This is a genomic window from Marivita hallyeonensis (assembly GCF_900129875.1).
In the GTDB taxonomy this organism is placed as follows: Bacteria; Pseudomonadota; Alphaproteobacteria; order Rhodobacterales; family Rhodobacteraceae; genus Marivita; species Marivita hallyeonensis.
Genome location: NZ_FQXC01000001.1, coordinates 20,802 through 39,072, shown reverse-complemented (window position 1 = coordinate 39,072; position 18,271 = coordinate 20,802). Strand labels below are relative to the sequence as shown.

16 protein-coding genes are annotated in these 18,271 nt (G+C 59.2%); 2 read left to right on the top strand and 14 right to left on the bottom strand.

The window, feature by feature from the left end; translation table 11 throughout:
• The first annotated feature begins 25 nt into the window (after positions 1-25).
• Complete coding sequence (locus BUA42_RS00185) at positions 26-682, top strand: GntR family transcriptional regulator (protein ID WP_072775705.1); 657 nt, start codon at positions 26-28, stop codon at positions 680-682.
• A gap of 70 nt (positions 683-752) precedes the next feature.
• On the opposite strand, the gene BUA42_RS00180 is transcribed toward BUA42_RS00185, so the two are convergent.
• From BUA42_RS00180 to BUA42_RS00125, 12 genes are all read right to left on the bottom strand, one after another.
• Entirely contained in the window at positions 753-995 is a 243-nt protein-coding gene (locus tag BUA42_RS00180) for an acyl carrier protein (RefSeq protein ID WP_072775704.1), read from the bottom strand.
• The gene (locus BUA42_RS00175; protein ID WP_281249769.1) at positions 992-2,158 is read right to left on the bottom strand and encodes a dihydrolipoamide acetyltransferase family protein; all 1,167 of its coding nucleotides are present in this window, start codon (positions 2,156-2,158) and stop codon (positions 992-994) included. The genes BUA42_RS00180 and BUA42_RS00175 overlap by 4 nt, the downstream gene beginning before the upstream one ends.
• Before the next feature lie 16 nt (positions 2,159-2,174).
• Complete coding sequence (pdhA, locus tag BUA42_RS00170; RefSeq protein ID WP_072775702.1) at positions 2,175-4,169, bottom strand: pyruvate dehydrogenase (acetyl-transferring) E1 component subunit alpha; 1,995 nt, start codon at positions 4,167-4,169, stop codon at positions 2,175-2,177.
• Entirely contained in the window at positions 4,166-5,914 is a 1,749-nt protein-coding gene (gene acsA / locus BUA42_RS00165) for an acetate--CoA ligase (protein WP_084066045.1), read from the bottom strand. The genes pdhA and acsA overlap by 4 nt, the downstream gene beginning before the upstream one ends.
• 105 nt (positions 5,915-6,019) lie before the next feature.
• Complete coding sequence (locus BUA42_RS00160) at positions 6,020-6,904, bottom strand: intradiol ring-cleavage dioxygenase (protein ID WP_072775701.1); 885 nt, start codon at positions 6,902-6,904, stop codon at positions 6,020-6,022.
• A gap of 5 nt (positions 6,905-6,909) precedes the next feature.
• Positions 6,910-8,694 carry an FAD-dependent oxidoreductase gene (locus BUA42_RS00155; RefSeq protein WP_072775700.1) on the bottom strand — a complete coding sequence of 595 codons (1,785 nt, stop codon included), beginning with the start codon at positions 8,692-8,694 and terminating at the stop codon, positions 6,910-6,912.
• 3 nt (positions 8,695-8,697) lie between these two features.
• Positions 8,698-9,768, bottom strand: coding sequence for a branched-chain amino acid ABC transporter permease (locus BUA42_RS00150; protein WP_072775699.1), 1,071 nt, complete (start codon positions 9,766-9,768; stop codon positions 8,698-8,700).
• The gene (locus tag BUA42_RS00145; protein ID WP_072775698.1) at positions 9,768-10,631 is read right to left on the bottom strand and encodes a branched-chain amino acid ABC transporter permease; all 864 of its coding nucleotides are present in this window, start codon (positions 10,629-10,631) and stop codon (positions 9,768-9,770) included. Before BUA42_RS00145 ends, BUA42_RS00150 begins: the two co-directional genes overlap by 1 nt.
• Positions 10,628-11,335 carry an ABC transporter ATP-binding protein gene (locus BUA42_RS00140; RefSeq protein ID WP_072775697.1) on the bottom strand — a complete coding sequence of 236 codons (708 nt, stop codon included), beginning with the start codon at positions 11,333-11,335 and terminating at the stop codon, positions 10,628-10,630. Before BUA42_RS00140 ends, BUA42_RS00145 begins: the two co-directional genes overlap by 4 nt.
• Positions 11,335-12,054 (bottom strand): ABC transporter ATP-binding protein, encoded by a 720-nt coding sequence (locus BUA42_RS00135; RefSeq protein ID WP_072775696.1) that lies wholly within the window; start codon positions 12,052-12,054, stop codon positions 11,335-11,337. The genes BUA42_RS00140 and BUA42_RS00135 overlap by 1 nt, the downstream gene beginning before the upstream one ends.
• Positions 12,055-12,129: 75 nt before the next feature.
• On the bottom strand, positions 12,130-13,404 hold the full coding sequence (locus tag BUA42_RS00130) for an ABC transporter substrate-binding protein (RefSeq protein ID WP_072775695.1): 1,275 nt from the start codon (positions 13,402-13,404) through the stop codon (positions 12,130-12,132).
• Between the two features lie 30 nt (positions 13,405-13,434).
• The gene (locus BUA42_RS00125) at positions 13,435-14,496 is read right to left on the bottom strand and encodes a maleylacetate reductase (RefSeq protein ID WP_072776652.1); all 1,062 of its coding nucleotides are present in this window, start codon (positions 14,494-14,496) and stop codon (positions 13,435-13,437) included.
• A gap of 87 nt (positions 14,497-14,583) precedes the next feature.
• Between BUA42_RS00125 and BUA42_RS00120 the strand changes: the two genes are divergently transcribed.
• Positions 14,584-15,534 (top strand): LysR family transcriptional regulator, encoded by a 951-nt coding sequence (locus tag BUA42_RS00120; protein ID WP_072775694.1) that lies wholly within the window; start codon positions 14,584-14,586, stop codon positions 15,532-15,534.
• Between the two features lie 65 nt (positions 15,535-15,599).
• Here the strand turns inward: BUA42_RS00120 and fahA are convergent, their stop codons facing one another.
• The gene (fahA, locus tag BUA42_RS00115; protein ID WP_072775693.1) at positions 15,600-16,841 is read right to left on the bottom strand and encodes a fumarylacetoacetase; all 1,242 of its coding nucleotides are present in this window, start codon (positions 16,839-16,841) and stop codon (positions 15,600-15,602) included.
• A gap of 46 nt (positions 16,842-16,887) precedes the next feature.
• A complete protein-coding gene (gene hmgA / locus BUA42_RS00110; protein WP_072775692.1) occupies positions 16,888-18,243 on the bottom strand; it encodes a homogentisate 1,2-dioxygenase in 1,356 nt (451 codons plus the stop codon).
• Positions 18,244-18,271: the final 28 nt, after the last annotated feature.

The following is an 18,271-nucleotide window of genomic DNA, read 5'->3' as shown; positions in this document are numbered from 1 at the left end:
AGAGTTGCGATCAGGGAGGCCGTTGATGGACGCAATCGAGCAGCCAAAATCGCTGACGGAACAAACCCATGACATTCTGCTGAATGCGATATGTTCAGGAGAATTCGAACCGGGCGAGCGATTGAACCAGGATGATATCGCGGCACGACTCAAGGTGTCGCGCCAGCCGGTCAACAGCGCGATATCGGTTCTCAAGGCGAACGGATTCGTCGAAGATACCGGACGCCGCGGTGTGGTCGTCTCACAGATCAGCGTCGATCATTTCCTGTCGATCTACGAATTCCGAAGCGCAGTTGAGCCATTCGCGGTCCGCCTTGCCCATGAACGCAAACCCCCGGACGCCGCACAGCAGGCGCAGGCCATGCTGAAGCGCGGCTGGGACGCGGTGAAATCACGGGATGCACGAACTCAGATCGAGGTCGATTTCGAATTTCACACGATGATTTACCGATGGTCTGGCAATTCCACCATCTTGGAATCCATGCGCACAAACTGGCACCACATCCGACGATCAATGGGCGTCGTCCTGCGCCAGGGCGTCGCCTCTTCGACATCATGGGAGGAGCATGAGAAAGTCATCGATGCATTAATGCGGGATGATGTGGAGACGGCGGCACGGGACATGAAAGCGCATATTGAAAATGCCCAATGCAAGACTCTGACACTTCTCTCACAAAGCTAAAGCGACCAGCGCTTACACTGGGTCTGATCAATAGGTTGTGGACAATTCCTGAGGTCTGCAGACCGCTACTTTATACGGCGCGTTCAAGATACGCTGCAGCGCGTGCAGGGGTTGAGATTTCTGGATAATCTTTCTCCGGAATGTCTATGCCTAGCCGCTCGTGCAGCGCGGTAACGAGATTGAGCACATCCATGGAATCGAGTTCGAGATCGTCTTGGATATGATCTTCAGGACTAACATCGGCGGCTTCGATATCGGGCGCGACACGTATCAATTCTTCAAGGAAGATCGCACCATAGTCTTTTTCTGTCATAATCCCTCCGGCGATTGCACGGCATCTTCAAATGCTGCGATGAAGCGCGCGACCTGACGGCCATCACTGACCCTGTGATCAGCAGACACCGTCAACGTCACCACATGTCTTGGGACGACTTCTCCATCGACAACCCAAGGTCTCAAATGCGGCGCACCAAGACCGACAAGTGCCACTTGCGGTGGAAAGATGACACCCGTCATTTCTTCGGCACCCGTTTCCCCCAAGCTTGAGATTGTGATGGTTCCCATCGTCATCTCCGAACTCCGCAGCCGCCCAGCGCGTGCCCTTGCAACAAGGTCGCGCATTCCGGACATCGTATCTTCAAGCGTCATGGTGGCTACGTCCATCAAGGCCGGCGCGACCAAGCCGCCACCGCGAAGTGCAACTGCAATTCCAGGATTCACGATCTTAGAAGGCTTGAACCCCTCTTCGTCCGTGTAGTGACCATTCATAACCGGAACCTTCGCGGCTGCGAGAGCCGTGGCACGAACGAACAGCGCTCCTAGAAGCATGCGCCTGTCGGGTGAGAGCGTCGCGTTTCGGGCTTCAAGAAAGCGGATCGCGGCCTCCACATCAATCGTTTCGGACAGGTAGAAATGCGGGATTGTCTGTTTCGACCGGGTCATTGCGGCGGCAATGGCTTTGCGCATTTCTTCAAAAGGCGAACCTGAGGATTTTTGCTTCTTGGTCTTCGGTTCTCTTGGCGCCACCGTGCCTTCAACATCCCCCAACACGATGACCCCGCCAGGTCCGCTGCCTGCTAGGGTCGCTAGATCAATACCCAGTTCATGCGCTCGAACGCGCGCTGCCGGCGAGGCCAAGGGAGCCGAAGCGAGCGCTGGTGCCGGCGCAGCGGTGTGTGTTGGTTTCTCCGCTTGCGGAGGTGCCGGAGGCTCGACGTGTGGTTTCTCACTACCCGCTTCCAAGATGGCCTCTTCACCCTGCTTCAGAATGACCGCGAGTGGAGCACCGACGGGAAGTTCTCGTCCCAATTCCGCCTTCAGTTCTGCGACGATGCCTTCTTCGAATGTCTCGATTTCGATCGCGCCCTTCTGAGTTTCAACAACTGCAACGATGTCGCCGCGCTTAACGGTGTCTCCCGGTTTGACACTCCATTCAACCAGCGTGCCCGCTTCCATGTCAGCGCCAAGAGAAGGCATTCTAAAAACACTCATCTCAACGCCCCAACTGAGCCTTGGCTGCCATGATGATCGAAGGCACTTGGGGGATTGCAGCGTCTTCTAAGTGCTTTGGATACGGGATGGGGACCTCCTCGGCGCAAACCCGACCCACGGGTCCATCCAACGACCAGAGGTTTTGCTCCATTATCCGCGCTGAGATTTCTGCGGCCAAGGATCCGCTTCGCCAGCCTTCGTCGATAATCACCGCGCGCCGCGTCTTGGCGACTGACGCCATGATTGTCGCGTCATCGAGTGGCCGCAGCGTACGCAAGTCGACGACTTCGGCATTGATCCCATCCGCTTCCAAGGCTTCGGCAGCCTCCAGTGTCTTGAAAAGCGATCCGCCGTAGGTGATGAGGCTGACATCAGTCCCTTCGCGCCTCACACACGCGCGGGAAATATCGACTGCACCGGCATTGGCATCAATCAGCCCCGTACGATTGTAGAGCATCACGTTCTCAAAGATCAGAACTGGATCGGGATCTTCCAGCGCAGACCAGAGCATGCCGCGGGCATCCTCAACAGTAGCGGGCGCCAGTACTTTCAATCCAGGGATATGGGCGTACCAGCCCTCGAGGCTGTGCGAATGTTGGGCCGCGAGTTGCTTTCCGGCACCTGTCGCCATTCGAATGACAAGCGGGACTCCGAATTGTCCTCCCGACATATGGCGAATAGTGGCCGCCGTATTCATGATCTGGTCCAATGCCAGAAGCGAAAAATTCACTGTCATCAACTCAACGATCGGTCGCAGCCCCGCTGCAGCGGCACCGATGCCTGCGCCCGTAAAACCGGACTCTGATAGAGGCGTGTCACGGATGCGATCCTCCCCGAACTCCTCCATAAGACCCTTGGTGACCGCGTAGCAGCCACCGTAGGCACCCACATCTTCGCCCATCAGAAACACGCGATCATCGCGGATCATGGCATCCCGAATGGCCTGCTTGACGGCCTCGCGATAGGTGGTCTCGACCATTTCACCAGAAGGTGCGATCGGTTCGACTGCGGAGTTCTGCGGACCGAGAACGTGTTTTGTCAGATCCTCGACCGGCTCCCAAGTTCCCGCTTCGGCATAGTCGACCGCCTCGGCGATTTCAGCATCGATACGCGCCTCGATGTCTTGCACATCACTGTCGTGGATCAATTCGTTGTCGAGAAGCCAGCCTTGAAATCTCACGATAGGCCCTTTTTCGCGCCAGGTCTCGATCTCGGCCTTCTCGCGATAAAGCTGGGCGTCGAACATTGAATGCGCCCTGAACCTGTACGTCTTGCATTCGAGGAAATACGGACGTCCCGTCTCTCGTATCGTCGCCAATGCCCTTCGGGTCGCCGCTTCGACTGTGACCACGTCCATGCCGTCTATCGCCTCGGAAACGATATTGTAGGATGCGGCTTTGGCACGAATGTCTGTCTGAGACTCGTATCGCGATATTGCCGTGCCCATGGCATAGCCGTTATTCTCGCAGATGAAGAGGACCGGCAAATCCCATAATTCGGCGAGATTGAGGGTCTCATGAAACTCCCCTTCTGCCACCGCGCCATCGCCGAAGAAACAGGCCGTCACGCGGTCTTCGCCGGTCATTTTGTCGGCAAGTGCAAGCCCGCCGGCGAGCGGTAATCCACCACCGACAATCGCATTGCCACCGTAGAATTCGGTATCGGCATCAAAGAGATGCATCGAACCGCCACGACCGCCGGAACACCCCTCCGCCTTGCCATACATTTCGGCCATGACGGTTGTCATCGGTACGCCCCGAACAAGTGCATGACCGTGTTCGCGGTACGTGGCGACGATCCGATCCGTGTCACGCAGAACCGGGATCACGCCCGCCGCAATCGCTTCTTCCCCGTCGTATAGGTGAAGGAAACCTCGGATTTTCTCCTGAGTGTACAGCTCGGCACACTTGTCTTCGAATTTCCGGACACGGATCATGTGAGCCAGCAGGTCCAGGACATGCGTCCGGTCGAGATGGGGTTTATCGATCACGGTCATGTCTCATCGGTCTCCAACGTGGAAATGTCACCTTCCGGAAGCCCCAACTCTCGCGCCTTCAGCAGCCGTCGCATGATTTTTCCGGATCGCGTTTTGGGCAGTGTGTTGCGGAAGACAATCTGCCTTGGGGCGACAGCAGGCCCAAGCTTCTTGCGTGCGTGGCCACGGATGGACTGTTCCAACGCGTCATCAGGATCAAATCCAGGGTTGAGCGTGACATATGCTTTGACACGTTCGCCAGCGGTCTCATCTGGAACGCCGATTACGCCAGCTTCGGCCACTGCTTCGTGTTCGATCAAAACACTTTCGACTTCGAAAGGACCGATCAGATGACCAGAGGTCTTGATCAAATCATCGGCTCGACCGACGAACCAGAAATACCCTTCTGTATCCCGCATCGCGAGGTCGCCTGAGAGGTACCAGCCATCCTTGAAGCACTTCTGGTAACGCGCCGCTTCGTTCAAATACGCGCGCATCATAGACGGCCATCCTGGCCGCAAGGCCAGCTCGCCGATTTCCCCGTCACCAAGTTCCGCGAATCCGTCTTCGGTCTCGGACACAATGGCCGCTTCGATCCCGGGCAAAGGTTTGCCCATGGAACCGGGCCGCACCTCGGCACCAGGTCTATTGGCAATCATGATCCCGCCGGTTTCGGTTTGCCACCAATTGTCGTGGAACGGCTGTCCAAAGACTTCCTGACTCCAAATGACAGCTTCGGGGTTCAACGGCTCACCAACACTGGCAAGGAAGTCGAGTGACGAGAAATCGTAATTTGCGGCCGCCTCGTTACCCGCGCGCATCATCATCCGAATTGCCGTTGGCGCGGAGTACCAGACCTCGACGCGTTCTTTTTCAATAATGCTGTACCAGCGATCGAGATCGAACTCCGCTTCGTCAACTATCATAGTCACACGATTCACCAAGGGCGAAATAATGCCGTAGGTCGTGCCGGTGACCCAACCCGGATCGGCAGTGCACCAGTAGATCGTACCAGGCGTCAGGCGCAGCGCGTAAGAGCCGGAGAACGCGTGATAGATCACAGCGTTATGGACATGCACGGCTCCTTTCGGTTTTCCGGTTGTGCCCGATGTAAAGTGGATGAGCGCCGGATCTTCCGGTGCGGTCTTCACCGTTTCGAATGTCGGATTGGCGGCGGCCATAGAAGGCCCGAGTGCCACGCAATCGTCAGGGGCACCTTCGCCAACAATCAGAACAAGCTGCAACGTGGGAATTTCCGACCGCCATTTGGCGATCTTTCGCTTGTAGATAGACGCCGTTGTCACAAGCACCTTCGCGTCACCAATCTCCATACGGGTGCGGATCGGTTCTGGACCAAAGGCCGAAAAAAGCGGCGTGAAGATCAACCCAGCTTTTAGCGTGCCCAGCGCGGTTGCATATAGCTCTGGGACGCGCCCCATCAGGGCAAAGACGCTATCACCCTTTGAAAGCCCGTGCGCCGTCAACACGTGGGCAAAGCGCGACGCCAACTCACTGAGGTCAGAATAGCTTAGGTCCTGCTTGGAGCCATCTTTTCCGAGCCATCTAATCGCGATTTGATCTCCGTGGCCTTGAGCGACATGACGATCCAACGCTTCGTGCGCGATGTTGATCCCGCCCTGCCACCCGTCAATCAGATTTCGAGCACCCTCCCAAGGGTCGTCACTTGTGTTGGAAGTCTTAGGTGCGGCACCGGTGTCGGCATACTCTCCGACACCTGACGCGAGAGTATCGCTATCCTGTGTCATTGGTCTCTCCTCCCGCGAGCAGTGTGCGCGTCGGAGGGAAATGTTAAAATGACTCAGGTCAAGTCACCGTCGGTGCCTCAAATCGCCAAGTTGGTGAGAGCCGCATCAACCCTCCTTGGCCAGTACGAAGTCGTGTTCGACGAGGTAGAATGGACCGCCGAAGCCGGCTTCGGCGATGGCCGCTTGGTCGTCGATCAGTTCGAATTTCGCCATGAGGCTTTCTTTGACGCCGAACACGGCATCGGAGTGGATGTAGGGGTCGGCGGGGTCGAAGATGTGGGTCGTCAGGCTTTCGAAACCATCAGCTTCCAGGATGTAGTGGAAATGCGCCGGTCGGTAGGGGTGACGCCCGAGCGACCGAAGCAGTTTGCCGACCGGTCCGTCATCGGGGATCGGATAGAATTTGGGCTTCACTGCCTTGAAATGATAACTGCCATCCGCGCCTGTACGGAACACGCCGCGCAAGTTGAAGTCCGGCTGAATGCCCTTCTGCTGCACGTCGTAGAAGCCCTCGTCGTTGGCCTGCCAGACGTCGATCTTGGTGCCGCTGATCGGATTTCCGTCGACATCCAAGATACGGCCGCGCACCAGCATCGGTTCGCCTTTCCCGTCGAGACAGATATTGGTGCCCATCGGAAGCTCGGGAGCATCCTCCACGTGGAACGGACCAAGCACGGTGCTTTCGGAGGCCCCGGACGGTTTGCGGTTGTTGATCGCATCGACAAGCATCGACACGCCCATCACGTCCGACAGCAAAATGAATTCCTGTCGCCAGTCGTTGCACATGTGACCCGTCTCCGTCAGGAACATGATGGTCTTGAACCACTCCTCCTGCGACGGCTCCATCTCCTTCACGGCAGCGTGGATGTGCTTGACGAGGATGTTCACGCAATCCCGCAGCCGTTCGTTTTCCGCATTTGCATTGCGCGCCGCAACGACGTCTGCGCTGTTCTCTTCGGTGAAATATCCGCTTTCGTGTGGTGCCACCATTGCTCTTACTCCGCTGCAATCGCTGAGGCGTCGCTGCGCCCGAGGACAGAGGCCAAGACCCGGCGCAATTCGCCTTCGGGGTCGCCCACCATCTCTTCGGCGCGCCACGCCACGTGTTGGTCGGGGCGGACAAGAAGGCACCCGGTATCCCCAATTTCCCGTGCGCGAGCCCAGTCACCGGTGTGATCGACGAACGGCCTGCGGGGGCCAATGATATGCACCCGGATTGGCAAGCTGAACTCAGCGCCGACCGTTTTTGCGGCTCGCTCCCACGCTTCACCACCGATACCGGTCAGGATGGTAAATTGCCCCTGCCCGCAAAGATCGAGCGTCGAATGCTTGTCGCCAGTGTCGTGTTCGAACACCCAGACATGCGGAATCCGCGCTCCGGGCCATGTGGTGGGCTGATAATGCAATTCCGCATCCAGTTCGAAAGCGGGTTCCATCTGTCCGTCGGTGACCACAGCGTCCGATTTGTAGCGCTGGTTCATCTCGACACCGTGGGCGTCGAATTCGTACTTCTTGAACGCAATCGCCTCGCGGATCGCTTCCCGCTGCTTCTCGGCTTCGGGACCCGCGTCGCAGCGCGCATCCATGTTGGCCTGGATTTTTTCGTGGTCGGTGCCGCCTGTCATGCCCAGGCTCTCGAAGATCGGTCCGAATTCACCAATCGACTGGTTGGCCCGGGTGACGATTTGCTTGGCCACGGGCGCACGCTCGACCGAGTACGTGTCGAGGAGGCTCTGATCCGCCTGCCCCTTGATCACCGCCGCGAATTTCCAGGCGAGGTTGAACCCATCTTGTATGGATGTATTCGATCCAAGCCCGTTCGACGGTGGATGCCGGTGTGCAGCATCGCCCATGATGAACACACGATCCTTCTGCATGTGGGTCGCGTACATGTTGTTTACAGTCCAGGTGTTGGCGCTGAGGAGTTCGATCTCCAGTTCCGGATCTCCGACAAGCTGCCGGGCCACCTGAGTTGCCATGGCTTCATCGACGACGGGCGCCGGTTCGTTGATGTCGTATCCCCAGACGATCAGCCACTCGTTCCAAGGGCGCACCATCCGGACAAGACCCATGCCAATACCGCCCACATCCGAACCGGGTTGCATGACCCAGTAGAGAACGGACGGGCGGTGTGCGACATATTTGGACAGATCGGCGCGGAAGACGATGTTCATCGACCCGCCAACACCCATCTGACCTTCGAAAGGAAGGCCCGCCTGCTCTGCCACAAGCGAGTTGCCGCCATCAGCGCCGACGAGGAATTTTGACCGGATGGTAAAATCTCGACCGGACAGGCGATCCCGGCAGGTTGTGGTCACGCCTTCGGCGTCCTGTTCGTGACTGAGATATTCCGTCGACATGCGCGCCTGTGTCCCGCGTCGGCATGCGGTGCCGAACAGGATCGGTTCCATGAACGTCTGTGGCAGGTCATTCATCATCGTCGGGCTTGAAAGCAGGTGTTCCGCCTTGGACAGCGGATGATTGCCCCAGCTTTTCATCCGCCCGATCTCTTCCCCGGCAAGGCTTTCACAAAAGACGTTCTCGCCCATGAGGTCCTGATGGGCGGCGTGCATGTACGCTTCGGCCTCGACCTCCTTGCCGAGGTCCCGCAGCACCTCCATGGTGCGCTGGTTGGTGATATGCGCCCGCGGTGTGTTGGCGAGCCAGCGATAGCGGTTGATCGCCATGTTTTCGATGCCATAGGACGACAGGAGCGCCGCTGTCACAGACCCGGCAGGTCCCGTCCCGATAATCAGAACGTCTGTTTCAATCTCAGCCATGTCTTACTCCTCTCCAAGCGTTCCACCGCTCAACCGCCGCCGGACGGGGAAGAGCTGAATTCCGGTCTTGTCTGAAATCAGGCCCCACACGCCTCGTGGGGCAAAAAGCATCACGACGATCCCGATGATGCCAAGCGTGAACAGGTACCACGTTCCGTAATCGGCAAGCAGCGCTTGCAGCAGGAAGAAGATAATCACGCCGATGATCGGCCCTTCGATGGTGCCAATCCCGCCGATGATGACGATGAAAAGCACATAAGCTGTCCAATCGGTCACGCTGAACGCCGCATCGGGACTGATCCGCGCCTTCTGGACGTAGATCAATGCGCCCGCCAATCCGGTGCCGAAGGCAGACGTGAGAAAGACCAACCACTTCATCCGCCCAGCATCGACGCCCACCGACTTGGCCGCCTCCGGGTTGTCGCGCACCGCCGACAGCGCAAGACCGCGCTTCGACCGCAAGAGCCAATAGATGCCCGCAATCGTCGCCGCCGCCAAAAGCAGCGCGAGCCAATACGTCAGGATGTCCCGCGCCGCCGAATTGCGCACGTCGAGCATCCCTGCGATCCATTCCGTCGCCCACATCTCGCGCGTTGCGCTGCGTGGCAAGGACGTGCCGGTGCCACCGCCCAGCGCTTTCACCTGCGCCATGATAAGCCGCATGACCTCGGCGATGACCCAGGTGCCGATGGCGAAATACGGTCCTTGAAGACGGAACGCGAAAAAGGCCGTCGGAATCGCCACGAGGAACGCTGCGACGCCGCCAAGCAGGATTGCCGGGATCGGATCCATTCCGGCAAGGATGACGCCGCCGAACATCGCGTAGGCCCCCATGCCCACAAACGCCTGTTGGCCGATGCTGACAAGTCCGCCGTAACCCGCCAAGAGGTTCCAGAATTGCGCCAGAACCAGCATGGTCAGGATGAAGAAGAGGTCCTGGATCAAGCCGCGTCCGGCAAAGAAGGGCACCATGACGAGCACGAGAAACAGGATGACCGCACCCGTCGCGGCGATCCGTGACGCGGTGGTGTGGGTCGTGACGACGTAGCGTGGCGTGGTGGATATATCGCTCATCAGTCAACGGCCCTAGGAAAGAGGCCGCGCGGGCGGACGAGAAGCACAAGCAGGAACGCGACATGCCCCGCGAGGATCTGCCACTCCGGATTGATCGCCGCGCCGATGGTTTGCGAAACACCGATGATGACGCCTCCCGCAAGCGTACCCCATAGGCTGCCCAACCCTCCTATGATGACAGCCTGAAATGCATAGATCAGGCGCGCGGGGCCAATGTTCGGATCGAAGTTCGCTCGCATCCCCAGATACAGCGCGGCCAATGTGACGACGAGCATTGCGATAGCGGTGGCTGTGGCGAAGACGTGCCCGGGCTTGATCCCCATCAGGCTTGCGGTGACCGGGTCATCGGACGTCGCGCGGAACGCCCGTCCAAGGGATGTGCGATAGAAGAGCTGGTTCAAACCAATGATGACCGCAATCGCCGACGCGAAGGTCAGCAACGGGAGGACACCAATATTCAGCGCGCCGATCTCGAGCGAACTTGTCGAAATCGCCCCCGTCGGCAACCGCTGGCTGTCTGCCGAAAACCCTTCGAGCAGGGCGTTTTGCAGTGCAATCGACAGACCGAACGTGACCAGCAGCGGCGGCAGGATATCCGACCCCAAGGTGCGGTTGAGAAGGTATTTCTGCAGCACCCACCCAATGCCGAACATGACGGGTGCCGCAACCGCAGCGGCCAGAAACGGTGGCAGTCCAAGGACAGTGACAAGCACTAGGATAAGATACGCCGCCATCACGATCAGATCGCCATGCGCGAGGTTGACCAGCCGCATGATGCCAAAAACAAGGCTCAGCCCGGCCGCAAAAAGCGCGTATAGCCCACCAAGCAGCACACCCTGGACAACGGTGTCGACCCAGATCATGCGCTCACTCCAAAATAGGCGTTGTGAATGTCATCGCGGCTGAGCGTGTCTGGCGTGCCTTCGAGCGTGACGCGACCTTCCATCATGCAGTAGACACGGTCGGCCACTTTCATCGCCTGACCGATATCCTGCTCCACCACGATCAGGCTCGCACCGCTTTCCTGGATTTTCGGAACCGCAGCGTAGATGTCCTTGATGACCACAGGCGCAAGGCCAAGGCTGATTTCATCGCAAAGAAGCACTTTCGGGTTCGACATCAGTGCCCGTCCAATGGCCACCATCTGCTGCTGCCCCCCGGAGAGCGCCGTGCCCGGACTGTTCCTGCGCTCCCTCAGGATTGGAAACAGGTCGTAGATCGTCTCAAGCGTCCAATGGCCGTCGACCTTGCGACCGTAGGTGCCGATCAGGAGGTTCTCTTCCACGGAAAGCGACGGAAAAAGCCGTCGTCCTTCCGGAACCATCGCAAGGCCGAGCGGCATGACGTCTTCCGCACTCAGGCCTCCGATCGCGGTGCCATCCAGCCGGATCATGTCTGGTGCGTTTTGCAGCACACCAGAGAGCGACCGCATCAGCGTCGTCTTGCCCGCCCCATTCGCGCCGATGATCGCGACGGTCTCACCCTGCTCCAGGCGAATATCCACGCCGAACAGGGCTTGGAAATCGCCGTAATGCGCCGTGAGGCCGGATGTCTCGAGAAGCGCCATCAGACCTCGATCCCCAGATAGATCTCTTTGACTTCCGGACGGGACATGATGTCTTCGGGATCGCCAATTCCGATGATCTTGCCAAAATCGAGCACGAGAAGCCGTTCAACCACGCTGGTCAGCGCGTGCAAGACGTGCTCGATCCAGATGATCGTTACGCCGCGCGCGTGAACCGATCTGATCGTGTCGATCAACGCCACGCATTCCGCGTCCGTCAGCCCGCCCGCGATCTCGTCCAGCAGAAGGAGTTTCGGATCGGTCGCGAGCGCGCGCGCCATTTCCAGCCGCTTGCGTTGCAAGAGCGACAAACCACCAGCGGGTTTGTTGGCCACAGGCAGAAGCTCCGTCTGCTCCAGGATCCGCGCGCAATCGGCCTCGACCTCGTGTTCGTCCAAGGCCCGGCCATGCGACGCCGCGACGAGCAAGTTCTCAAACACCGTCAGGTGATCGAACGGCTGCGGGATCTGGAACGACCGGCCCACACCGGCAAAGCAGCGCTGCATCGCAGGAACGCGCGTGACGTCCTGATCCTGGAACCGGATTGTGCCTGCATCAGCTGTCAGGTTTCCGGTGATCAGGTTGAACAGCGTCGACTTTCCCGCACCGTTCGGGCCGATAATGCCCAACGCCTGTCCCTCGGGCACCTCAAAGCTCACATCGTCAGTGACCTTCAGGGACCCAAAGCTCTTAGAGACGGTTTTGAGGGATAGGATCGACATGTCAGGAGACTTCTTTTGCCAATGGAAGGGTGCCCGGGACGGCCCTAGAACCGCCCCGGCCGCTTGGGAGCTCGATCAGCTGATTTCTTCCATTGCTCCACCCGTCGGGATGTTTGGCGCACTCGAATTGTCAACGATGACAAGGTCATAGCCACCACCGTCGCGCAGCCGCCATTGGCCGCCGACGAGCGGTGTCTTGGCGACATTGGCAGCGGCGAAAGGTGGCAGACCTGCACCATCGAATGCAATCCGACCCACAATGCTTTCCAGCTGCGACGCCGCAATCGCTTCGGCGACGGCGTCCGCATCGCCGGAGTCCGTGACCCGCCCCATCACATCCGCCGCCATTTCAAACAGCGCGTGAACAAATCCAATCGGTTGGGTCCATTGCCGCCCGGTTGCCGCGGTGAAACCGCCGGCCAAGTCAGCAGAGCTTTCGCCGGTGAGAGACGAATTGAACGGGTGAGACGGAGACCACCACACCTCGGAACTGAGGTTATGACCGGTGTCGCCCAACGCTTCGACCGCCTGAGGGAAGAGGATCGCCTTCCCGATGGAGGCCGCCTTGGGTGTGAAGCCCTGCTGCTTGGCCTGCGTCCAGAAGGTGGTGAAATCCGGCGGGATCGGCACGCCTGTGACAATCTCCACATTGCTTTGTTTGAAGGCGTTGATTTGCGCAGAGAAGTCGTCGGTCAGGTTCTGGTACCGCCCGGGATCGGACAGCGTATAGCCCTGATCCGCCAGCACCGGCGGGAAGCCAACGACCGGGTCGCCCCACGCATTGCCGTCGCCATCGTTCGGGTAGAGCGCCCCAACGGATTTGTTGGTGTCGAGCTGATTCCACATGGCCGTGAAGACCCCGATGATGTCCTCAAGCCCCCAGAAGAAGTGGTAGGAATAGTAGAACCGCTCCCAGCTTGACGGATCGCCCGGGTTGCCTTGCTGTCCGATAAACCAGGGCTGCCAAGGTGCGACCGTCGAAATGCAGGGCACTTCCTCGGCTTCACATGTGGTCGTGACGGGGTTGGTAGTCTCGGGCGTCGAAGCGACAAGCATCATGTCAATCTCGTCATCCACGATTAGCTCGCCTGCCACATCCGCAGCGCGGTTCGGATTGGACTGGCTGTCCTTGACGATCACTTCAAAATTTGCGCCCACTTCTGAATTTGCAAATCCGTTCAGGATGTACTGATCGGCCTCGGAAAACGCGGCGAGCGGACCCGATTGAGGACTGACATAACCGAGCCTGATCTTCGCCCCCTGCGCAATCGCCGGGGCGGCCAAACCGCTCGCGGCAAGCGTGAAACCTGCTGCGCTTGATGTCTTCAGTAGATTGCGTCTTGTGATCATGTCTCGTCCTCCCAAACGATGTTCTGATGCTCAGGGCTGTGGCGCAGTGCCGTCCCATGCGCGCTGCAGCAGGGCCCGGATGCCGTCTTGCGTGATGTCTCGCGGATTCCAGTACGGGTTTTGCGCGGCCAAGGCCGCCACTCTGTCGAGGTCTGTTTCGGCAACGCCAAGCGCCTGCAAAGACGTCGGCGCGCCAAGTGACGTGGCGAAATTCCATAGCGCCTCACCCGGCTCTTCGGCACCGAACATCTTGGCAACGGGTGCCAGCTCCGTCTGTGCAGCGGGCCAGTTATAGGATGTGGCGTGCGGAAGAATGATGGCATGGGTTTCGGCATGCGGCAGGTTCAGAGCGCCGCCTAAAGTGTGGCAAAGCTTGTGGTGCAAGGCCATTCCCACTTGACCCAACACGGTTCCACAGGCCCACGCGCCTTTCTGCGTCTCTTCACGCGCGTGCAAATCCGACGGATCTTCCAGAACCGCTGGCAAACCCTCGTGAAACGCCTTCAATCCCTGCACCGCAAGCGCATCTGTGGCCTCAGTGCGATCCTTGGCGTAAAGCGCCTCGACCGCGTGCGCCATCGCGTTGATCGCGCTGGTGACAGTCATCGGCACTGGCAAAGTTGTGACCAGTTCGGGGTCGTAAAGCACCACGTCTGGCCGCAGCTTCGGGTCACTCATCGTGGACTTCACACCGTTTTCGGTCTGGCCAAGGATCGGTGTGCATTCGCTTCCGGCGTAGGTCGTCGGAAGGGCGATCTGGACCAGCGGAGCGCGCAAGGCGAGTGCTTTTCCAAGACCAATGGTAGAGCCGCCTCCGGCAGAAAGAACCGCATCCGCGCCGGCCTCATTGAGGTGCTGCAACGCCTCTTCCGTGATATCCGTTGGCGTGTGCATCGCGGCCTTTGAGAAGATCCCGGCCGCGGAGCCGCCAAGGGTCTCGGCCAGTTCCAGCCCAAGGTCCGATTGATGCGGCGTCGTCAGGATCAGAACGCGTATCGCGCCAGCTTGGGCCGCATATTTCCGCACGTGATGGCGGAGGCCAGCCCCGAAGGCGACGGTCTGATCGATGCCCTGAATGTCGCTATCCAACACGTCGTGATTCCTTTCGCTGACCGTCAGCATTGCATCACGCACGTTGCGTATTGATCGAATTATGGGCGGTCTTTATAACGCTGCGTTATGAAACTCGATCCGCGACACCTTGAGATGCTTTTTGCGATTGTCGAAAAGGGCGGACTTACCGAAGGCGCGGCCCTACTGGGCAAATCGCAACCCAGTCTCAGCCGGTCTTTGGCGATCCTCGAAGACAGGGTGGGTGCCGCGCTATTCGAACCTGATCGGCGACCCTTGCGCCCGACAGAACTCGGACAAGCGCTGGCTGCCGAGGGCCGGAAAGTCTTTTTGGCGGGCAAGGCGAGCGCCGATATCCTGTCCCGTTATCAAGGCGGCATGACGGGCGCCGTGCGTGTCGGCGGCACCCCATTTTTTCTGGACGGCGTCATCTCAGGCATGATCGCCGCCTTTCACTTCAAACATCCGGATGTGAGGATCGACCAGATCTACGGCTACGCCAATGATCTTCTGCCGCGTCTGGAGGATGGGTCACTGGACCTTGCGATCCTCCCGATGCGGGCGTCATCGATCCCACAGGGCTTTTCATTCGAGCAGATTCTGCCCGGTCGGAATGTCATCGCCTGCCGCGCCGGTCACCCACTTGCCCGCCGCAGCGCGGTGAAGCTGACGGATATTGGTCAATACCCCTGGATCGCGCCTCCCGCTGACAGCCCGCTCTACCAGGACCTTCGCAACGTCCTAAAGGAGATCGGCATCAAGGACTTCAAAGTGAGCTTCACGGGCGGATCACTCAGCGCGACGGTGAGCATCCTGACCGGATCGGACGCTTTGACGGTCCTTCCCTTCTCTGTGGTCTTCATGATGCGCCAGCAGCGCGCGGTGAGCGCACTCTCGATCCGCATCGGTGATCCCGACCGTCACTTGGGTGTTCTGCGCCACGACGGTCTCAAACTCAGTCCAGCCGCCAATCGTGTCCGCAACCACATCCGCAGCGAATTCGAAACACTCGCTACGAGCATCACCCGGGTCAGTCAAAGCACGGTGTGGAGACCGTAGGGACGTTTCCAAAAACCGCACCCGCGCTGTCAAAGTCGACGTGGATGCGGAAACCGGCGCGCGCGTCAGGCCCGGGCCGGCCGCAAAGTGCCCCTGCACTCACCGAACCCGATGCGGTGGTCTGCAGCAACCGCTGCGCCCCGCAAGGTGACCGTATCCCCGTCTTCCAGAAACGTGCGCGTTTCGCCCGTTGTCAGGCTCAGCGGCTGCTGGCCAGACCAGCTCAACTCGAGCAGACTACCGCGGCTGTCCTCCCTCGGCCCCGAGATCGTACCCGACCCAAGCAGGTCTCCGACCCGCATCGGGCACCCGCTTGAAGCGTGATGCGCAAGCTGTTGCGCCGCCGAATAATACATCTGGCTGTAGTTTGTGCGTGAGATCACGGTCTCCGCTCGCGCCATCGGTGCAAGGCCAACTTCCAACTTGATGTCATAAAGCATCGGACCAGCATCCCGAAGGTGCGGAAGAAGCGCCTTCTCACGCGCGGGTGTGGAGGTGCGAAACGGCTCAAGCGCGTCTTTGGTAACAATCCACGGGCTGATCGTGGTCGCCGTCGCCTTGGCCTGAAACGGGCCAAGCGGTTGGTATTCCCACGCCTGGATGTCTCGCGCGGACCAGTCGTTTAGAAGCACGTAGCCGAAAATCATGTCATCGGCCTGTTGCACAGACACAGGGCCCGATGACGGTTGCCCGACAATCGCGCCCAGCTCCAGTTCGAAATCAAACCGCTCCGACGGGGCGAAGACCGGCATCTCCTCGTCCGGGCGTTTCAGCTGTCCATGCGGTCGAACGATATCGGTACCGCTGACGACGACGGAAGACGCACGACCGTTGTATCCGATAGGCATGTGCAGCCAGTTGGGCGGCAGGGCGTTTTCCGGACCTCGGAAGAGACTGCCGACGTTGAACGCATGATGGCGAGAGGAGTAGAAATCGGTGTATTCGGTGACCGTAAAAGGCAGTTCCAGCCGTGCTGTCTCCAGTGGCGAAAGATAGGGGGCGAGCCTCTCCTTCTGATCGGAGCCAGCGCTTAGAGCCCCGGACAGGTAGTCTCGAAACGACTGCCACGTCTTCGGACCAAGCGCCATGAAATCGTTCCACACACCGCTTCGAAACACCTCTTCCGGCAGGTCCAGAAAACCGTCTTTGGCCATCGCGGTCACGTCGAGGGCCTGATCTCCAATCGCCACGCAGGCGTGCAACTGACCGCTTTCGTGACGCATCGTGCCATATGGCAGATTGTTGAGCGGAAAGTCCGTCTCGGGCGTATTGGCAGACGCGACCCAGGAGTCGAGGCGACCTGTCATGAAGACGCGCCTTGAATGGCTTTCCTGAGAGTCATCGTCATCAAGATCACTTCTTCCCGGGCGTCCCGTCGAACTTCTTTTCGAGGTCCGACCAGCAGTCGATGTAATCGTCCTGCAGAGGTGCTTCCTTGCCAGCGAATGCTGTCAGGTGCTGCGGGAAGCGGGTTTCGAACATGAAGGACATCGTGTTGTCGAGTTTGTCGGGCCCGAGGTTGGCGTTTGAGGCTTTCTCGAACGCCTCCCGATCCGGCCCGTGCGGCAGCATCATGTTGTGCAAGCTCATCCCGCCGGGGACAAAGCCCTGCGGTTTGGCATCGTATTGGCCGTAGATGTTGCCCATCAGTTCGGACATGACGTTCTTGTGGTACCAGGGCGGGCGGAACGTGTCCTCCATCACCATCCAGCGTTCGCGGAACAGGACGAAGTCGATGTTCGCGGTGCCGGCTTGTCCCGATGGCGCCGTCAGGACAGTGAAGATCGACGGGTCGGGATGGTCGAACAGGATCGCGCCGACCGGGCAGTAGTTCCGCAAGTCGTACTTCACCGGTGCATAGTTGCCGTGCCACGCGACAACATCGAGAGGTGAGTGTCCGATCTTTGTCTCGTGGAACTGTCCGCACCATTTGATCGTGACCGTTGACGGCACCTCGCGATCCTCGAACGCGGCAACTGGTGTTTTGAAGTCACGCCGATTGGCCATGCAGTTGGCCCCGATGGGTCCACGACCCGGAAGTTCGAATTTCTGACCGTAGTTTTCGCACACGAACCCGCGCGCCGGACCGTCGAGCACTTCGACGCGGTAGAGCAGACCACGGGGGAGGATCGCGATCTCTTTCGGCTCCAGATCGATGATCCCCAACTCCGTCGCAAAGCGCAGCTTGCCCTCCTGCGGCACGACAAGAAGCTCGCTGTCCGCCGAGTAGAAATAGCTGTCCACCATGCTCTTGGTGACAAGATAGATATGGCTCGCCATGCCAACCTGCGTATTGACGTCGCCCGCCGTCGTCATCGTGCGCATGCCAGTCAGCCACGTCAGCGGCTCCTCGGTGAACGGCACCGGATCCCAACGGTACTGGCCAAGGCTTGTCACATCCTCGACCACATGCGGCGCGGATTTCCAGTATGGCAGATCAATGCGGGTATAGCGGTGCGAATGCTTCACCGACGGACGGATGCGGTAGCACCATGTGCGTTCGTTCTGGTGCGACGGCGCGGTGAATGCCGTCCCGCTCAATTGCTCTCCGTAGAGGCCGTAGTTGCACTTCTGCGGGCTGTTCATCCCTTGTGGCAGCGCGCCCGGCAAAGCTTCGGTCTCGAAGTCGTTGCCGAAGCCCGGCATGTATCCCGGCGTCGTCAGGGTTCCGTCCGCCTGCACCATCGGTTGGATGTTCAAGTCATTCATCTGGCGTCTCCGTTTTGGGACAGGGGCT

Coding starts and splice junctions, on each gene's coding strand:
- BUA42_RS00185 (WP_072775705.1), top strand. CDS start 26: ATGGACGCAATCGAGCAGCCAAAATCGCTGACGGAACAAACCCATGAC.
- BUA42_RS00180 (WP_072775704.1), bottom strand. CDS start 995: ATGACAGAAAAAGACTATGGTGCGATCTTCCTTGAAGAATTGATACGT.
- BUA42_RS00175 (WP_281249769.1), bottom strand. CDS start 2,158: ATGCCTTCTCTTGGCGCTGACATGGAAGCGGGCACGCTGGTTGAATGG.
- pdhA (WP_072775702.1), bottom strand. CDS start 4,169: ATGACCGTGATCGATAAACCCCATCTCGACCGGACGCATGTCCTGGAC.
- acsA (WP_084066045.1), bottom strand. CDS start 5,914: ATGACACAGGATAGCGATACTCTCGCGTCAGGTGTCGGAGAGTATGCC.
- BUA42_RS00160 (WP_072775701.1), bottom strand. CDS start 6,904: ATGGTGGCACCACACGAAAGCGGATATTTCACCGAAGAGAACAGCGCA.
- BUA42_RS00155 (WP_072775700.1), bottom strand. CDS start 8,694: ATGGCTGAGATTGAAACAGACGTTCTGATTATCGGGACGGGACCTGCC.
- BUA42_RS00150 (WP_072775699.1), bottom strand. CDS start 9,768: ATGAGCGATATATCCACCACGCCACGCTACGTCGTCACGACCCACACC.
- BUA42_RS00145 (WP_072775698.1), bottom strand. CDS start 10,631: ATGATCTGGGTCGACACCGTTGTCCAGGGTGTGCTGCTTGGTGGGCTA.
- BUA42_RS00140 (WP_072775697.1), bottom strand. CDS start 11,335: ATGGCGCTTCTCGAGACATCCGGCCTCACGGCGCATTACGGCGATTTC.
- BUA42_RS00135 (WP_072775696.1), bottom strand. CDS start 12,054: ATGTCGATCCTATCCCTCAAAACCGTCTCTAAGAGCTTTGGGTCCCTG.
- BUA42_RS00130 (WP_072775695.1), bottom strand. CDS start 13,404: ATGATCACAAGACGCAATCTACTGAAGACATCAAGCGCAGCAGGTTTC.
- BUA42_RS00120 (WP_072775694.1), top strand. CDS start 14,584: ATGAAACTCGATCCGCGACACCTTGAGATGCTTTTTGCGATTGTCGAA.
- fahA (WP_072775693.1), bottom strand. CDS start 16,841: ATGACAGGTCGCCTCGACTCCTGGGTCGCGTCTGCCAATACGCCCGAG.
- hmgA (WP_072775692.1), bottom strand. CDS start 18,243: ATGAATGACTTGAACATCCAACCGATGGTGCAGGCGGACGGAACCCTG.